Origin of the sequence: Vibrio marisflavi CECT 7928 (assembly GCF_921294215.1) — a bacterium.
GTDB classification, from domain to species: domain Bacteria; phylum Pseudomonadota; class Gammaproteobacteria; order Enterobacterales; family Vibrionaceae; genus Vibrio; species Vibrio marisflavi.
In genome coordinates this window covers 114,945-133,427 of record NZ_CAKLDM010000003.1, presented here as the reverse complement: position 1 = coordinate 133,427, position 18,483 = coordinate 114,945, and the positions used below count along the sequence as shown (strand labels likewise).

Below are 18,483 nucleotides of genomic sequence, written 5' to 3'. Positions count from 1 at the left end.
AATATCGTCTAAAGAAAAAGCCTTCTAGTATTTTTATTAGAAGGCTTTTTTGTGTCATATAAATCAATCACACTTTTAGAGATAGCTATACTTTCCGGCATTTAAGTTTTTACATTGTTATTTCTTATCACTATTTTCTTTAGTTATACTGAGCGACAAATTATAAGAAAACGGATCTCCCCACCCATGATGAAACTGCCCTCCTCGCGAAAACTAGGTTTAAGCTTGTCTCGCTTACTCTTTACTTTTGCAATGGTTTATTCATCATGTGTAGTGACGGTTCATGCTGAATCGCGCAAAGAATTAAGCGGCGTCAAAAACGAAATATCTCGCCAGCAACATTCTCTAAATTCGCAAAAGAAAAAATTTAGCACCTTACAGAAGTCTTTAAAACAACAAGAGCTACAAATTAGCAAACTTGAAAAAGAGATCCGTGAAACCAAATCTTCACTCGCCCAGTCAAACGCTAAAATTGGTCAACTGGAAAATAAAATTCAGCAGCTAGAAAGTCAAAAACGTGAACAGAGTGAAAAACTAAAAGAGCTTATTCAAACCTACTATATTACTGACCGGGCCGATGCCGCTTCATCTGTATTCAATAATGATGCTGAAGCTGATCGCATGAGCCAATACTTCCAATTCCTAGCGGAGCAGCGTGCGCAGACCATCACTGATTTGGAAAATACCAAGCAAGATTTGGAAACCAGTCAGCAGCAGCTCAAGCTTGAAAAAGACAATACCGCTCAACTACTCGAAAAGCAGACCGATAAGCTTGCCAAACTCAAGTCGACTCAATCCAAACGCCAGGGAACACTGAAGAAGATAAAAAAAGATATCTCTAACGACAAGGTGTACCTGTCTGAACTACAAAGAAACGAAACTCGTTTGAAAGCTGAAATAGCCAAAGCTGAGAGACGAGCGACGATTTCAATGAATGGCTTAGCCAGCAAAAAAGGCAGACTGCCATGGCCGCTAAAAGGTCGTGTATTGCATCGCTACGGCGCTTCACAAGCTGGCCTATCAAGATGGAAAGGTATTGTCATCAATGCGAAATATGGAGAGCCTGTAAAGGCTGTCAGCTCGGGGACGATTGTTTTTTCCGACTATTTGCGAGGCTACGGTTTAGTTGTACTCATAGACCATGGTAAAGGTTATATGACATTGTATGGGTTCAACCAAACACTACTGAAAAAAGAAGGGGATAAGGTTACCACGGGTGAAACAATTGCATTGGCAGGTGATACTGGTGGGCAAGCGCAGCCTTCGCTTTACTTTGAGATTCGTAAAAATAGTAAAACACAAAACCCGCTTGCTTGGTTATCGAAGTAGTTATTGAAACATTATGCTGACATGCTGTTTGGCATTGCTGGCTGATTCAGCTCATACATAGCTGTAACGCCTTCCTCTAGAAGCTCAAGCTGCTTTTGACCAAGCTCCGTTGCTCTAGGTTTAACCATACAAATCATGTGTAGCATTCCTTGATGAATCACATGCTCGGTGACTTTAATTCGTGGAGACATTGCAGACTGATAGCTAAGCCAACCGCAAACTATCATATGTAGTGTAGTGACAAATGCTTCAATATCTGACTTCTGGATAGATAAGAAACGCAGGTCAATAAACAGTTGAATAATATTGACCAAATTCAGCTGAAGCTTTTCTTGAACTTGAATGTAATCACTGTGGAGCTGGCTATCTCGCTGTAAAATTTCCGGCAAATTAGAGTAGAAAAAGCGATACTTCCACATCAACGAGAAAATAGAACTTAGGTAATGCTTTAATAACGCTAAGCCTTCCGTGTTCCCTTCAAAAGGCGCAAAACGCTCAAGTAGCTCAGTAGAATACTCCTTGAAAATCTCTCGTATAATTTCTTGTTTATTTCTAAAGTGGTAATAGAGATTTCCTGGGCTTATATCAATATGAGCCGCAATGTGATTCGTTGTAATAGTGCGTTCACCATGTTCATTAAAGAGCTCAAGTGCGGCGTGTACAATTTTATCTCTGGTTTTCATGAAATGATAACTTCCCTTCCCTAGATTATTAACTTTATTAATATTATTAATCTTTGTACAGCGCCGTTTTTGAGCTCATATGTTACGGGTTCTTGTTTTCAGCAACAGATCAATTATTTGTGATAAGGTTTTGATAATTCGTGAACAGCATCCACAAAAATACCTGCGTTTTCTGGCGGAACATCAAGGTGTATACCATGCCCAAGGTTAAATACGTGGCCAGTATTACCTTGTCCAACCCCTTCTAAGATAGTGGAAACTTCTTGATGGATTCTCTCTTTTGGAGCGTAAAGAATCGAAGGATCCATATTCCCCTGCAGAGCTACTTTATCGCCAACACGCGCCTTAGCATTAGAAATATCAATAGTCCAATCTAGCCCAACAGCGTCACAACCGGTATCAGCAATTTTCTCAAGCCACATACCACCATTTTTGGTAAATAGCGTTACCGGCACCTGTCTATCTTCATTATGCCTAATTAGGCCATCGACAATTTTGTGCATATATTGCAAAGAGAACTCTTGATAGTCTCTAGGCGTCAACACACCACCCCAAGTATCAAATACCATCACAGCCTGTGCGCCTGCTTTTATTTGCGCGTTAAGGTAATCAATGACACTATCTGCGAGCTTATCTAAAAGAGCATGAAGGGTTGCAGGCTCTGCATACATCATCTTCTTGATTTTGGTAAACGCTTTTGAACTACCACCTTCAACCATATAAGTCGCAAGTGTCCAAGGGCTACCGGAAAAGCCAATCAGTGGAACTTCACCTTGCAGATCTTTACGAATTTGACGCACCGCATTCATCACATACTGCAACTCGCCCTCTGGATCAGGGATGCCGATTTTATCTACGTCTGCTTTGCAAGTGATCGGATTACGAAACTTAGGCCCCTCACCAGCTTCAAAATACAGCCCTAATCCCATTGCATCAGGGATAGTCAAGATATCCGAAAATAGAATTGCTGCATCAAGTGGGAATCGTTTTAAAGGCTGTAAAGTCACCTCTGAAGCTAACTCAGCATTTTTACACAATGACATAAAATCACCCGCTATTGCGCGTGTTTCTCTGTACTCAGGTAAGTAGCGACCTGCTTGGCGCATCATCCATACCGGGGTGTAATCGACAGGCTGTTTTAATAATGCTCTTAGATAACGATCATTCTTTAAATTTGTCATTGTGTTTTTCCAATATCCAGAAGTGTTTTTCGTCGCCATTTTATCACCGAATATGTCGGCGTAGATTTAGGCTTTGCTACCTAGATCATGTTCTAGAGTTTAAAATATCGACATAAATTGCCTGAGCAGAACAACAGTGATAAAAATTGCGCTGCTAGCGAAAACTAAAATAATAATCTGAGTATTTAATACTCAGCATCTCATAACGACATCTTACTTACCCCCTCCTCTCGGAGGGTTTTTTTCTTTCTGTTGCCGACCATTAATCTCTTCCACCATCGTCTCAATCATCTCCCGAGCAATCGTTCCTTTAGGAGCAAGGGTTGGAAGATCACCAATATTAAACCAATCTGCGTTATTTATCTCGGCATAGTCGGGGGTAATATTACCAGAGCAATACTCTGCAAAAAAAGCCATCATCATGCTGGAAGGAAACGCCCAGGGCTGACTGCCAAAATAGCGGATATTTTTGATAGAGAGCCCTGTTTCCTCTTTCACTTCTCTTTCAACGCACTGCTCTAATGTTTCGCCAACTTCTAGAAACCCAGCAATAACGGTATACATACCATCTCGATGACGAGCATGTTGAGCCAATAAGATCTGATCTTCTCTTCTTATTGCGACTATTACACATGGGAATATTCGTGGGTAGTGTAACGTACGGCACTCCCCGCATTGCATGGCCATATGGTTGAGATTTAAACTATTTCGGCCACCACACTGCGGGCAAAAGCGCATTGTTTGTGTCATATGACTGTACTGAATTGCTTTACTGACTAGTAAGAAAAGTTCTTGTTCAAAGTGCAGGCAGCTGCGCAGTGAGACAAACTCGAATACTTGCTCACAATCAGAGTCATTCAACCAATAAAATGGCTTCCCTCTATATTTGCCAATATAGACTGCACTTAACACGGGCAACTTCAGTGATGACGCGGAGCCAAGGGGAATTTTGTCATCTTCAAGCCAGATATCATTCCCTGAAACAACGCACCAATACGCTTCACGCTCAGCGTCATATTTTTTAAACATACACTTTCCCCTTCGCTTGCAGTTTAATCATTTTACTGGCAATCTAATTTCTTACCAGAGTTTGTATCGAATCACATTTCGAGCTATAAACTTAAGTAACAACATGAGTTTGTACACTATTAAATTCTTATATTTCAAGAATTAACGGACACAGGAATGATGCTCCGATCAAGAGGGCAAGGCCATGCTTAACAAATTTAAACAAACACAAGAACAGTGGGGTGGCTCCAGTGAAGTCATAGACCACTGGCTAGAAACTCGGCAATTAGTCATCGTAAAATACTGTCAACTGGCCTCCGGGCAACCCTGTTCAGCCCAACCCACTGTAACGACACTTCCCACTCCAAGTTCCCTCCAATCATTTTGCCAACACCTCGTCGACTATATTTCTGAAGGTCACTTTAAAATCTACGATATGGTCATGGATAAGTGGAAAGCGACAGGCTTCGAAGCTACAGATGAAATAAACCAAGCTTATGGCAAAATAGTGCTCACGACAGAGCCTCTTTTAGACTTTACCGATAAGTATGCCTCTGTCACTCAAGACGATGGTTTAGAGTCATTTGATAGCGACTTATCGTTGGTGGGTGAGATTATTGAAGCACGTTTTGAAGTCGAAGATGAGCTGATCAAATTGATCGCCGAGAGTCTCGCAGTTCCACCAGGCGCATAGACGATAACCTAGAACTCAAAGATTTAAGTAACTCCGAATAATAAATAAGCAAAAGAAAAGGCACCCTAGGGTGCCTTTCGTGCATTTAGCTATGTCGCCTATTCTCCAGAAGAGAAACCAGCGTTTAGCAATGCCGCTAGATTGTCAGTAGCTTGCTCAGCGGAAGGACCTTGTGGCTCTTCACGCTTAGTTTGACGATCTTGGTGGTATGCGAAACCTGTACCTGCAGGAATCAAACGACCAACAATTACGTTCTCTTTCAAGCCACGTAGATCATCACGCTTACCAGAAACTGCAGCTTCAGTTAGTACGCGAGTAGTTTCTTGGAACGACGCTGCTGAGATGAACGATTCAGTTGCAAGAGACGCTTTAGTAATACCTAAGATCTCACGTTCGAAACGAGCCAGCTCTTTGCCTTCTGCTTCAAGTGCGCGGTTTGCGATCTTAACTTGAGAGTATTCTACTTGCTCACCAGGTAGGAACTCTGAGTCACCAGCATGTGTAATCGTACACTTACGAAGCATTTGACGAACAATCGTTTCGATGTGCTTGTCGTTAATTTTAACACCTTGCAGGCGGTAAACTTCTTGTACTTCGTTTGCGATGTACTGAGTCACAGCGTGGATACCACGTAGACGTAGGATGTCATGTGGAGTCTCAGGACCGTCAGCGATTACATCACCACGTTCAATCTTCTCACCTTCAAACACGTTTAGCTGGCGATGCTTAGGAATCATTTCTTCATAAGTATCTCCACCCTCACGAGTGATAACTAGACGACGCTTACCTTTAGTCTCTTTACCAAATGAAACCGTACCTGTGTGCTCAGCAAGAATTGCAGGCTCTTTAGGTTTACGAGCTTCAAATAGGTCAGCAACGCGAGGAAGACCACCGGTGATATCTTTGTTTCCGCCAGATTTCTGAGGGATACGAGATAGTGTGTCACCAATGCCTACTTCAGCACCATCTTCGATGTTAACAATCGCTTTACCTGGTAGGAAGTAGTGAGCTGGCATATCTGTACCAGGGATCATTACATCTTTACCCTGCGCATCAACAAGTTTGATAGCTGGACGCATATCTTTACCTGCTGCTGGGCGAGCGGCTGCTTCTGTTACTTCACTTGAAGATAGACCAGTAAGATCATCAGTTTGACGAGAAACTGTTACGCCATCAATCATGTCTACAAACTGGATGCGACCTGCCACTTCAGTGATGATTGGCATAGTGTGCGCTTCCCAGTTTGCTACTGTTTCACCAGCTTCAACTGTCTCGTTATCACCTTTGCTTAGCATAGAGCCGTAAGGAAGTTTGTGCTTCTCTTTGGTACGACCAAACTCATCGATGATAGTCATTTCTGACGCACGAGAAGTGATAACCAGTTTCTTATCTTTGTTGATAACAAACTTAGCATTGTGAAGCTTAACAGTACCTGTTGTCTTAGCTTGGATGCTGTTCTCAGCTGCTGCTGTCGATGCTGCACCACCGATGTGGAACGTACGCATCGTTAGCTGTGTACCAGGTTCACCGATAGACTGTGCTGCGATAACACCTACTGCTTCACCTTGGTTTACAAGGTGACCACGAGCAAGGTCACGACCGTAACATTGAGCACAACAACCGAAGTCAGAGTCACAAGTAACAACAGAACGAACTCGCATTCTGTCTACTGAGTTCTCTTCCATAATCTGACACCACTTCTCATCAATCAGAGTATTACGTGGGATCAGAACTTCGTCTGTACCAGGCTTCAGTACGTCTTCAGCAACAACACGACCTAGAGCAAGCTCAGTCAGTGGAACTTTAACGTCGCCACCTTCGATATGAGGCATCATATCGACACCTTCGTGAGTGCCACAATCGTGTTCAGTAACCACAACGTCTTGCGCAACGTCTACTAGACGACGAGTCAAGTAACCGGAGTTCGCTGTCTTAAGTGCCGTATCGGCTAGACCCTTACGAGCACCGTGGGTTGAGATAAAGTACTGAAGTACGTTTAGACCTTCTTTAAAGTTCGCTGTGATAGGCGTTTCGATGATTGAGCCATCTGGACGAGCCATCAGACCACGCATACCCGCTAGCTGACGAATCTGTGCAGCAGAACCACGAGCGCCCGAGTCAGCCATCATATAGATGCTGTTGAACGACTCTTGTTGCTCATCTTCACCGTCACGGTTAACAACCGTTTCAGAAGATAGGTTGTCCATCATCGCTTTCGCTACGCGATCGTTGGTCGATGCCCAAATATCGATCACTTTGTTGTAGCGCTCACCCGCAGTTACAAGACCAGATTGGAACTGTTCTTGAATTTCGCGAACTTCTTCTTCAGCTTCTGAAATCTCAGTGTATTTCGCAGCAGGTACAACCATATCGTCGATACCAACAGATACACCAGATAGTGCTGCATAAGCAAAACCGGTATACATGATTTGGTCAGCGAAGATAACTGTATCTTTCAGGCCAAGCTTACGGTATGCCTCGTTCAACAGGGTAGAGATCTGCTTCTTACCAAGCTTTTGGTTTACAAGAGCAAATGGAAGACCTGATGGTACGATTTGCCATAGCATGGCACGACCGATAGTCGTATCGACAAGTTTGGTTTCAGTAACACTGATACCATCTTCGTCTTTAACTGTTTCAGTGATACGTACTTTTACTCGTGCGTGTAGTTCAGCGCTCTTAGTGCGGTATGCCTTTTCTGCCTCTTCAGGGCCCGAAAGGTACATGCCTTCACCTTTAACGTTGATCTTGTCTCGAGTCATGTAGTACAGACCCAATACGACGTCCTGAGAAGGTACGATGATAGGATCACCTGATGCTGGAGACAGAATGTTGTTTGTCGACATCATCAGTGTACGAGCTTCAAGCTGTGCTTCTAGAGTTAGAGGCACGTGAACCGCCATTTGGTCACCATCGAAGTCCGCGTTATACGCCGCACACACAAGTGGGTGTAGCTGAATCGCTTTACCTTCGATTAGTACTGGTTCGAACGCCTGAATACCAAGACGGTGAAGTGTTGGTGCACGGTTCAATAGTACTGGGTGTTCACGAATCACTTCGTCTAGGATATCCCAAACGATCGCTTCTTCGCGCTCTACCATTTTCTTCGCAGCTTTGATTGTCGTCGCCATGCCACGAGTTTCTAGCTTGCTGTAGATAAATGGTTTGAATAGCTCAAGTGCCATCTTCTTAGGAAGACCACACTGGTGTAGACGAAGGTATGGACCTACTGTGATTACAGAACGGCCTGAGTAGTCAACACGCTTACCAAGAAGGTTCTGACGGAAACGCCCTTGTTTACCCTTGATCATATCAGCAAGAGATTTCAGAGGACGCTTGTTAGAACCAGTGATAGCACGACCGCGACGGCCGTTATCTAGAAGGGCATCAACAGACTCTTGCAACATACGCTTTTCGTTACGTACGATGATGTCCGGAGCAGCTAGCTCTAGAAGACGCTTCAAACGGTTGTTACGGTTGATTACACGACGGTATAGGTCGTTAAGATCAGACGTCGCAAAACGGCCACCATCTAGTGGTACCAATGGACGTAGATCTGGCGGCAGAACAGGTAGAACCGTTAGGATCATCCACTCTGGGTTGTTACCAGATTGAATAAACGCTTCTACTAGCTTCAGACGCTTAGTGATTTTCTTACGCTTAGTTTCAGAGCTTGTAGACTCTAGCTCTTCGCGCATTTCTTCTGCTTCTTGATTTAGGTCCATTGTTGAAAGCAAGTCTTTGATTGCTTCCGCACCCATCTTAGCAGTGAATTCATCACCCCACTCTTCCAGACGATCTAGATACTCTTCTTCAGTCAACATTTGACCTTTTTCTAGATCTGTCATGCCTGGCTCAGTCACTACGTACATTTCAAAGTAAAGTACGCGTTCGATATCACGTAGAGGGATATCCATTAATAGACCGATACGAGACGGTAGCGATTTTAGGAACCAGATATGAGCTACTGGAGAAGCTAGCTCGATGTGGCCCATGCGGTCACGACGAACTTTAGTTTGTGTAACTTCAACGCCACACTTCTCACAGATAACACCACGGTGTTTCAGACGCTTGTATTTTCCGCAAAGACATTCGTAGTCTTTTACTGGACCGAAAATACGCGCACAGAACAGACCATCGCGCTCTGGCTTGAACGTACGATAGTTGATCGTTTCAGGTTTTTTCACTTCACCGAATGACCATGAACGGATCATGTCAGGTGAAGAAAGACCGATTTTGATTGCATCAAATTCTTCGGTCTTATGCTGTGCTTTTAGAAAGTTTAATAAGTCTTTCACATTCAGCTCCTGTAAGGAGTTAAAAGGCGCTCGGCGAGCGCCTTTCTACCAGATAATCGCTTTTCTCAATAAAGAAAGAAGGGATTATTCTTCGTCTTCTAGCTCAATATTGATACCTAGTGAGCGGATCTCTTTCAACAATACGTTGAACGATTCAGGCATACCAGGTTCCATACTGTGGTTACCGTCTACGATGTTCTTATACATCTTAGTACGGCCGTTAACGTCATCCGACTTAACAGTTAGCATTTCTTGTAGCGTATATGCAGCACCGTATGCTTCTAGTGCCCATACTTCCATCTCACCGAAACGCTGACCACCGAACTGAGCTTTACCACCAAGTGGCTGCTGAGTAACCAGACTGTACGAACCAGTTGAACGAGCGTGCATCTTGTCGTCAACTAGGTGGTTCAGTTTCAGCATGTACATGTAACCGACAGTTACAGGACGCTCAAACGCATCACCTGTACGGCCATCAAACAGTGTCAACTGACCAGATGCTGGCAAGTCTGCAAGAGTCAAAAGATCTTTAATTGATTTCTCAGACGCACCGTCAAAGACAGGCGTTGCAATCGGTAGACCACCACGTAGGTTCTTCACAAGAGTACGAACTTCTTCGTCAGTCAATGAAGCAATATCGACAGTTTGGCGAGTGTTACCCAAGTCATAGACTTTTTGTAGGAACTCACGGAACTTAGCAAGCTCTTGCTGTTCCTTAACCATCTTATTGATCTTGTCACCGATACCTTTCGCAGCCAGACCTAAGTGTACTTCTAGGATCTGACCGATGTTCATACGTGAAGGTACACCCAGTGGGTTCAACACGATATCAACTGGCTGGCCATTTTCATCGTAAGGCATGTCTTCAACAGGGTTAATCTTAGAGATTACACCTTTGTTACCGTGACGACCCGCCATCTTATCACCAGGCTGGATACGACGTTTAACCGCTAGGTAAACCTTAACGATCTTCAGTACGCCCGGAGCTAAGTCATCACCTTGAGTGATCTTACGACGCTTAGTTTCGAATTTCTTATCGAAGTCAGCTTTTAGCTCATCCCACTGCTCAGCAAGTTGCTCAAGCTGTGATTGAAGAGCATCGTCTTCTAGAGACTGCTCAAGCCACTTCTTACGATCGATAGACTGAAGCTGACCTTCGCTGAAGCCACCAGAAAGAAGTACTGCTTTAACACGAGCAAGCAAACCGCCTTCAAGGATTTGGAACTCTTCAGTTAAGTCTTTCTTAGCTTCTTTAAGCTGCATCTGCTCAATTTCTAGAGCACGCTTGTCTTTTTCTACGCCATCGCGAGTAAAGACTTGAACGTCGATGATAGTACCTGAAACAGAGTTTGGTACACGTAGAGATGTATCTTTAACATCAGATGCTTTTTCGCCGAAGATTGCACGTAGAAGTTTTTCTTCAGGAGTTAGCTGAGTTTCACCTTTAGGCGTTACTTTACCAACTAGGATGTCGCCACCCTTCACTTCTGCACCGATATAAACGATACCTGATTCGTCTAGCTTAGAAAGCGCAGACTCACCAACGTTTGGAATATCAGCTGTGATCTCTTCAGAGCCAAGCTTAGTATCACGAGCCACACAAGACAGTTCTTGAATGTGGATAGTTGTGAAACGATCTTCTTGAACTACACGCTCAGAAACTAGGATGGAATCCTCAAAGTTGTAACCGTTCCAAGGCATGAACGCGATACGCATGTTCTGACCAAGTGCAAGTTCACCCAAGTCAGTAGAAGGACCATCAGCTAATACGTCACCACGAGCCACTGTCTCACCAGGCATCACTGTTGGACGCTGGTTGATGCATGTGTTTTGGTTAGAACGCGTGTACTTAGTTAGGTTGTAGATGTCGATACCAGCTTCGCCAGGGATCAGCTCACCTTCGTTAACTTTAACAACGATACGTGAAGCATCTACAGACTGAACGCTACCACCACGCTTAGCAACAGCTGTAACACCAGAGTCAACTGCGATGTTACGTTCAATACCTGTACCTACTAGCGGCTTGTCAGCACGTAGTGTTGGTACAGCCTGACGTTGCATGTTCGCACCCATCAATGCACGGTTCGCATCATCGTGCTCTAGGAATGGGATAAGCGACGCAGCGATCGATACAACCTGGTTGGTTGCAACGTCCATATAGTCAACGTGTTCACGTGGGTGAAGACCAGATTCTCCTTTTTGACGAGCAGTGATTAGCTCATCAGCGAATGTACCTTCTTCAGTCAATACTGTGTTTGCCTGTGCAATGACAAATTGACCTTCTTGAATCGCAGATAGGTAATCCACTTCGTCAGTAACGATGCCATCAACTACTTTACGGTATGGAGTCTCTAGGAAACCAAACTCGTTACAACGAGCAAACGCTGATAGTGAGTTGATAAGACCGATGTTTGGACCTTCAGGCGTTTCGATCGGACATAGACGACCGTAGTGAGTTACGTGAACGTCACGTACTTCAAAGCCAGCACGTTCACGAGTTAGACCGCCTGGACCCAATGCAGAGATACGACGCTTATGCGTTACTTCTGATAGAGGGTTGTTTTGGTCCATGAACTGAGAAAGCTGAGAAGAGCCAAAGAACTCTTTCACTGCTGCTGAAATCGGCTTAGCGTTGATTAGGTCTTGAGGCATGATTGCATCAAGGTCACCTAGGCTCAAACGCTCTTTAACAGCACGTTCAACACGTACTAGACCAACACGGAATTGGTTTTCAGCCATTTCGCCAACAGAACGGATACGACGGTTACCAAGGTGGTCGATATCATCAACTTCACCCACACCGTTACGGATCGAGATTAACTTCTTCATCACTTCGATGATGTCAGTTTCATCCAGCGTACCGCGATCAGCAGTTTCTTCTTCACGTTCGATAGAACTGTTGAACTTCATACGGCCAACAGTAGAAAGATCGTAACGGTCTTCTGAGAAGAACAAGCTTTCAAATAGTGCTTCTGCCGCTTCTTTCGTTGGCGGCTCACCTGGGCGCATCATACGGTAGATTTCTACAAGAGCAGAAATACGATCAACCGTGCTATCGATACGCAAAGTGTCTGAAATAAATGGACCGTGGTCTAGATCGTTAGTAAACAGAACCTCTAGCGCTTTATGGCCTGCTTGCGATAGGTTCGCTAGCATTTCAAGGCTAAGCTCTTGGTTTGCAGATACGATCAATTCGCCAGTAGCTTCATTGACATAATCTTTTGAAGATACTTTGCCTACGATGTACTCAACTGGTACTTCGATGTGCTCAACGCCATCTTTTTCTAGCTGACGGATATGACGAGCTGTCACACGACGGCCAGTTTCTACGTAGGTCTTACCGTTTGCTTCAATATCAAATGATGCAGTTTCACCACGTAGACGATCTGGAACCAACTCCATTAATAGAGTTTGATCTTTCACTTCGAAATTCACTTTTTCGAAGAATAGATCCAAGATCTCGTCCGTAGTTTTACCTAGTGCACGCAAAATGATTGATGCTGGCAGTTTACGACGACGGTCAATACGTACGTATAAGTTGTCCTTAGGATCGAACTCAAAGTCTAGCCATGAGCCACGGTAAGGAATAACACGTGCGTTATATAAAACTTTACCTGATGAGTGGGTCTTACCCTTATCGCTGTCGAAGAACACGCCTGGGCTTCGGTGCAGCTGGGATACGATAACCCTCTCGGTACCATTGATTACGAAGGTACCATTGTCTGTCATGAGTGGAATTTCACCCATGTAGACTTCTTGTTCTTTAATATCTTTGACGGTACCTGCTGGCGCGTCTTTATCAAATATCACTAGGCGTAGTTTTACGCGAAGTGGTTTCGAATAAGTTACGCCGCGAATTTGACATTCTTTAACATCAAAAACTGGCTCACCAAGACGGTAGCTAACGTATTGCAGCTCAGAGTTGCCATTATAGCTCTGAATAGGAAAGACAGAACGGAATGCGGCTTCAAGGCCGTATTGCCCTTCTGGATCCTGTTCGATAAATTTGTCGAACGAATCGAGCTGTATCGATAGCAGGTATGGAATGTCCAATACTTGTGGACGAGTACCAAAGTCCTTACGGATGCGCTTTTTCTCGGTATAAGAGTAAACCATGGGGTTCCTCAGCTCGCTGATAAGTGACCCAAACTACCCAATGCATTTAAAAAATGGGGCAGTGACTAACAGCTGTTTACTGTAGTAACGTTACATTCCTTGTGAGAAATAACGTATTTTGCACGAGTACAGACGCTTAAACAGCGGGAAAATTCGCCTATACCCTACAGCGCAAAAAGGCCGGTGGTTAGTAAACCACCAGCCATTAGCCTTACGGCTATGAAATTAAATAATAATTATTTAACTTCAACAGAAGCACCAGCCTCTTCTAGTTGAGCTTTAAGAGCTTCAGCTTCAGCTTTCTCGATACCTTCTTTAAGAGGTGATGGAGCGCCGTCAACTAGAGCTTTAGCTTCTTTAAGGCCTAGACCTGTAGCACCACGTACTGCTTTGATAACTTGTACTTTGTTACCGCCAGCAGCAGTTAGGATTACGTCAAATTCAGTTTGCTCAGCAGCAGCTTCGCCTGCACCAGCACCGCCAGCTACAACAGCAGCAGCAGCAGATACGCCGAATTTTTCTTCCATTGCTTCAATTAGTTCAACAACTTGCATTACAGACATTTCTGCAACTGCGTCTAGGATTTGCTCGTTAGTAATAGACATAACAATTCTCTTTTAAGTCAACAATAAGTTTATTTTGCAACCAGTAAAAAGCAAGGCTTACGCCGCTGCTTCTTGCTTTTGATCGCGAATAGCAGCGATAGTACGTGCCAGCTTGCCAGCTGAAGCTTCTTTCATGCACATCATTAGGCGTGCAATAGCTTCGTCGTAAGTTGGTAGAGTCGCTAGTACTTCAGCGTCAGTAACTGCGCCTTCAAATGCAGCAGCTTTGATCTCGAAGTCGTCATTCTCTTTAGCGAAGTCTTTGAAAAGACGCGCTGCAGCACCTGGGTGCTCGTTAGAGAATGCGATTAGAGTAGGACCAGTGAAAGTGTCAGCTAGACACTCATAGTCTGTACCCTGAACCGCACGACGTGCCAAAGTGTTACGAACAACTTTCACGTAAACACCCGCTTCACGAGCTTGTTTACGTAGAGAAGTCATCGCGCCTACTTCAACGCCACGAGAGTCAGCTACAACTGCAGAAAGTGCACCACTGGCTGCTTCGTTGACTTCAGCAACAATTGCTTTTTTGTCTTGAAGATTTAAAGCCATCTTGGATTTACTCCTGGTTGTCGTTACACCACTCACTATTATCACAACAGTGAGAGTTATTGAGGTGCATTCCCAGAAGAAAGATAACGATTTAATAGTGAAACCACATTAATCGAGCTTTCTGTCAGTTCGGGCACCATCTACGTAGGATAATTAAGCAAAAAAACCTAAAATTAAGACTTTTGCACCTACGGTCTAGGACGGAGACTGTCTATTGTTCAAGTGAACTCAATTCAGCCCCAACCACAAATATTAGGCGCGGGATTATACACTAATTCCGCGCCTAAGCAAATATTATGCTTGTTGTGTGTTCAGGCTAGCCTGATCAACACTAACACCAGCACCCATTGTAGTAGAGATGCTGATTTTCTTCAGGAAAGTACCTTTCGCTGAAGACGGCTTAGCTTTCTTAAGAGCGATAAGAAGAGTTTCTAAGTTCTCTTTAATTTGCTCTGCAGAGAAGTTTGCTTTACCGATAGTCGTGTGAACGATGCCGTTCTTGTCGTTACGGTAACGAACCTGACCAGCTTTAGCGTTTTTAACTGCTTCAGCAACGTTAGGAGTTACAGTACCAACTTTAGGGTTTGGCATTAGACCACGTGGACCAAGGATAGTACCTAGTTGACCTACAACGCGCATTGCATCTGGAGAAGCAACAACAACGTCGAAGTTCATTTCACCCTTCTTCACTTGCTCAGCAAGATCTTCCATACCAACGATATCTGCACCAGCTTCTTTAGCTGCTTCAGCGTTAGCACCTTGAGTGAATACTGCAACGCGGATTTCACGACCAGTACCGTGTGGTAGTACAGTTGCACCACGAACGTTTTGGTCAGATTTACGTGCATCGATACCTAGGTTTACAGCAACGTCTACAGACTCAACGAATTTTGCAGTTGCTAGTTCTTGAAGAAGAGCAACAGCTTCGTTGATTTCGTATTCTTTAGTTACGTCAACTTTTTCGCGGATTACGCGCATGCGCTTAGTTAGTTTTGCCATGATATTAACCCTCTACCACTAGGCCCATTGAACGAGCAGTACCCGCAATAGAACGCTTCATCGCTTCAACGTCAGCACCAGTCATATCAGCAGCTTTAGTTTCTGCGATTTCCTGAAGTTGTGCGTCAGTAACTGTACCCACTTTTTCAGTGTTAGGACGGCCAGAGCCAGACTTAACGCCAGCAGCTTTCTTAAGAAGAACAGCAGCAGGTGGAGTTTTAGTAACGAATGTGAAAGAACGGTCGTTGTATACAGTGATAACAACTGGAGTTGGTAGACCTTTCTCTACTGATTCTGTTTTTGCGTTGAACGCTTTACAGAATTCCATGATGTTAACACCGTGTTGACCTAGAGCAGGACCAACTGGTGGACTTGGGTTTGCCATACCAGCAGCAACTTGCAGCTTGATATAAGCTTCAACTTTCTTAGCCATGATTATTCCTAAGTTTTGGGTTCAATCGCCAATCGCTCGGATCAGCTCCCCGGTTTGTCATTAAGACCTGTAAAAAGGCGCGAAATTATAATCAGATTTCGCGCCTTACACAAGCCTAAAAAGATGTTTTTTTAATCAAGTTTTTCAACCTGACCAAATTCGAGCTCGACTGGAGTCGCACGGCCGAAGATAGAAACAGATACCTTTAAGCGGCTCTTCTCATAATCCACTTCTTCGACAGTACCGTTGAAGTCAGCAAATGGGCCTTCGTTAACACGAACCACTTCACCCGCCTCAAACATAGTTTTAGGACGTGGTGCTTCACTTGCTTTCTCTAGACGATTCAAGATAGCGTCAGCTTCTTTATCCGTAATCGGTGCTGGACGATCAGAGGTACCACCAATGAAGCCCATTACACGAGGAATACTACGAACTAAGTGCCATGATTCGTCGTTCATAATCATTTGTACTAATACGTAACCTGGGAAAAACTTACGTTCGCTTTTGCGACGTTGTCCCGCACGCATTTCAACTACTTCTTCAGTAGGTACTAGCACTTCGCCAAATAGTTCTTCCATGTTGTGCATTTTAATATGCTCACGTAGCGATTGAGCCACACGACCTTCAAAGCCAGAAAATGCTTGAACTACATACCAACGTTTTTTTGGAGCTTCACTCATGAATTAGAACCCTCAAACTCCTGTTGCGAAAGAAACAAGACGAACCATGATGCCGTCAATGCCCCAAAGCGCAAGAGCCATTACAATACTTACAGCTAAAACGATCAACGTCGTTTGCATCGTTTCTTGGCGAGTTGGCCAAACAACTTTGCGAATTTCCATACGGGCTTCGCGAGCAAAACTGATCGCTACTTTACCTTTTGACGTTGTTGCAGCAACACCTAATGCGGCTGCAATAACGACAACCACACCCGCAGCGCGAATTGCTACAGACATGTCACCATACAGGTAATTTCCTACAACTGCGGCAGCAAGCAAAACGAATACAACAATCCATTTGATTGTATCAACTGCGCTTGAGCTCTCAGGAGTTTCCGCATTATTTGCTTTCATAAAACCAACCTGTGATAAGTCTTAATATATACGACAACTACCCCGCATGCGCAGGGATAACTTCCTTTACGTCACAAGATTGCTAAATTCAGTAACATTGTGACCGTTAAACGCATAAGACTATCATCTTAAACGTAAAATTCTTTGCTTAAGAACAATTCTGAAAGTTAATTCAGAGCGTTCTTTTGTACAGCGCAGAAAAAGGGCATCAAATGATGCCCTTTTTACTAGTGTTTAGTCAAATCTTAATCAAAGATTTTCGCAACAACACCAGCACCTACAGTACGGCCACCTTCGCGGATTGCGAAACGTAGACCTTCGTCCATCGCGATTGGTGCGATCAACTCTACTGTCATTTGGATGTTATCACCTGGCATTACCATTTCTACGCCTTCAGGTAGCTCGATGTTACCTGTTACGTCAGTTGTACGGAAGTAGAACTGTGGACGGTAGCCTTTGAAGAATGGAGTATGACGGCCACCTTCATCTTTAGATAGTACGTATACTTCAGACTCAAACTTAGTGTGTGGAGTGATTGAACCTGGAGCCGCTAGTACTTGACCACGCTCAACTTCGTCACGCTTAGTACCACGTAGAAGTGCACCAACGTTCTCACCCGCACGACCTTCGTCTAGAAGCTTACGGAACATCTCAACACCAGTACAAGTAGTAGTTGTAGTCTCTTTGATACCTACGATTGCTACTTCGTCACCTACTGTTAGGATACCGCGCTCGATACGACCAGTTACAACTGTACCACGACCTTGGATTGAGAATACGTCTTCAATCGGTAGTAGGAATGGTTGGTCAATTGCACGCTCTGGCTCTGGGATGTAAGAATCTAGTGCTTCTGCAAGCTCAACGATCTTATCTTCCCATTGCTTCTCGCCGTTTAGTGCGCCAAGAGCTGAACCTTGGATTACTGGTAGGTCATCACCTGGGAATTCGTACTCAGATAGAAGTTCACGAACTTCCATTTCTACTAGCTCTAGAAGCTCTTCATCATCAACCATGTCACATTTGTTCATGAATACGATGATGTATGGGATACCAACCTGACGGCCTAGTAGGATGTGCTCACGAGTTTGTGGCATTGGGCCATCTGTCGCAGCAACAACTAGGATACCACCGTCCATTTGCGCAGCACCTGTGATCATGTTTTTAACATAATCCGCGTGTCCTGGGCAGTCTACGTGTGCGTAGTGACGAGTTGGAGTGTCGTACTCTACGTGAGATGTTGCGATTGTGATACCGCGCTCACGCTCTTCTGGAGCGTTATCGATTGATGCGAAGTCTTTCGCTTCACCGCCGTATACTTTTGACAAAGTAGTACAGATTGCAGCAGTTAGAGTTGTTTTACCGTGGTCAACGTGGCCGATAGTACCAACGTTTACGTGCGGTTTCGTACGTTCAAATTTTTCTTTAGACATGAGTTGTCCCTCTAGGTACGGATTAAGGTGGCTTGAATGACCACGCAACCAAAATAGTTTGGTAATAAAGTATATATCAAAA

General features: G+C 44.2%; 14 protein-coding genes. 2 read left to right on the top strand and 12 right to left on the bottom strand.

Annotated features, from left to right (window positions below):
- Positions 1-189 precede the first annotated feature (189 nt).
- Positions 190-1,329 (top strand): murein hydrolase activator EnvC family protein, encoded by a 1,140-nt coding sequence (locus L7A31_RS20805; protein ID WP_435532918.1) that lies wholly within the window; start codon positions 190-192, stop codon positions 1,327-1,329.
- Positions 1,330-1,340: 11 nt separating this feature from the next.
- Here the strand turns inward: L7A31_RS20805 and L7A31_RS20800 are convergent, their stop codons facing one another.
- From L7A31_RS20800 to nudC, 3 genes are all read right to left on the bottom strand, one after another.
- Positions 1,341-2,012: a TetR/AcrR family transcriptional regulator gene (locus L7A31_RS20800; protein WP_237363718.1), complete on the bottom strand. Its 672-nt coding sequence runs from the start codon at positions 2,010-2,012 to the stop codon at positions 1,341-1,343.
- A 113-nt stretch (positions 2,013-2,125) separates the two neighbouring features.
- Positions 2,126-3,193 carry a uroporphyrinogen decarboxylase gene (hemE, locus tag L7A31_RS20795; protein WP_237363717.1) on the bottom strand — a complete coding sequence of 356 codons (1,068 nt, stop codon included), beginning with the start codon at positions 3,191-3,193 and terminating at the stop codon, positions 2,126-2,128.
- 213 nt (positions 3,194-3,406) lie between these two features.
- Positions 3,407-4,222, bottom strand: a complete 816-nt coding sequence (gene nudC / locus L7A31_RS20790) for an NAD(+) diphosphatase (RefSeq protein WP_237363716.1) — start codon at positions 4,220-4,222, stop codon at positions 3,407-3,409.
- Between the two features lie 184 nt (positions 4,223-4,406).
- Between nudC and rsd the strand changes: the two genes are divergently transcribed.
- Complete coding sequence (gene rsd / locus L7A31_RS20785; protein ID WP_237363715.1) at positions 4,407-4,895, top strand: sigma D regulator; 489 nt, start codon at positions 4,407-4,409, stop codon at positions 4,893-4,895.
- A gap of 98 nt (positions 4,896-4,993) precedes the next feature.
- On the opposite strand, the gene rpoC is transcribed toward rsd, so the two are convergent.
- The 9 genes from rpoC to tuf form a co-directional block, all read right to left on the bottom strand.
- On the bottom strand, positions 4,994-9,193 hold the full coding sequence (gene rpoC, locus L7A31_RS20780; RefSeq protein WP_237363714.1) for a DNA-directed RNA polymerase subunit beta': 4,200 nt from the start codon (positions 9,191-9,193) through the stop codon (positions 4,994-4,996).
- Between the two features lie 84 nt (positions 9,194-9,277).
- Entirely contained in the window at positions 9,278-13,309 is a 4,032-nt protein-coding gene (gene rpoB, locus L7A31_RS20775) for a DNA-directed RNA polymerase subunit beta (RefSeq protein ID WP_237363713.1), read from the bottom strand.
- Between the two features lie 236 nt (positions 13,310-13,545).
- Positions 13,546-13,914 (bottom strand): 50S ribosomal protein L7/L12, encoded by a 369-nt coding sequence (gene rplL / locus L7A31_RS20770; protein ID WP_237363712.1) that lies wholly within the window; start codon positions 13,912-13,914, stop codon positions 13,546-13,548.
- A 57-nt stretch (positions 13,915-13,971) separates the two neighbouring features.
- Positions 13,972-14,466, bottom strand: coding sequence for a 50S ribosomal protein L10 (rplJ, locus tag L7A31_RS20765; RefSeq protein ID WP_237363711.1), 495 nt, complete (start codon positions 14,464-14,466; stop codon positions 13,972-13,974).
- A 294-nt stretch (positions 14,467-14,760) separates the two neighbouring features.
- Entirely contained in the window at positions 14,761-15,465 is a 705-nt protein-coding gene (gene rplA, locus L7A31_RS20760; protein ID WP_237363710.1) for a 50S ribosomal protein L1, read from the bottom strand.
- 4 nt (positions 15,466-15,469) lie between these two features.
- Positions 15,470-15,898: a 50S ribosomal protein L11 gene (gene rplK, locus L7A31_RS20755; protein ID WP_237363709.1), complete on the bottom strand. Its 429-nt coding sequence runs from the start codon at positions 15,896-15,898 to the stop codon at positions 15,470-15,472.
- 131 nt (positions 15,899-16,029) lie between these two features.
- Entirely contained in the window at positions 16,030-16,578 is a 549-nt protein-coding gene (nusG, locus tag L7A31_RS20750; RefSeq protein WP_237363708.1) for a transcription termination/antitermination protein NusG, read from the bottom strand.
- Between the two features lie 12 nt (positions 16,579-16,590).
- Positions 16,591-16,971, bottom strand: a complete 381-nt coding sequence (gene secE / locus L7A31_RS20745; RefSeq protein ID WP_237363707.1) for a preprotein translocase subunit SecE — start codon at positions 16,969-16,971, stop codon at positions 16,591-16,593.
- A gap of 245 nt (positions 16,972-17,216) precedes the next feature.
- Positions 17,217-18,401 (bottom strand): elongation factor Tu, encoded by a 1,185-nt coding sequence (gene tuf, locus L7A31_RS20740; RefSeq protein WP_237363706.1) that lies wholly within the window; start codon positions 18,399-18,401, stop codon positions 17,217-17,219.
- Positions 18,402-18,483: the final 82 nt, after the last annotated feature.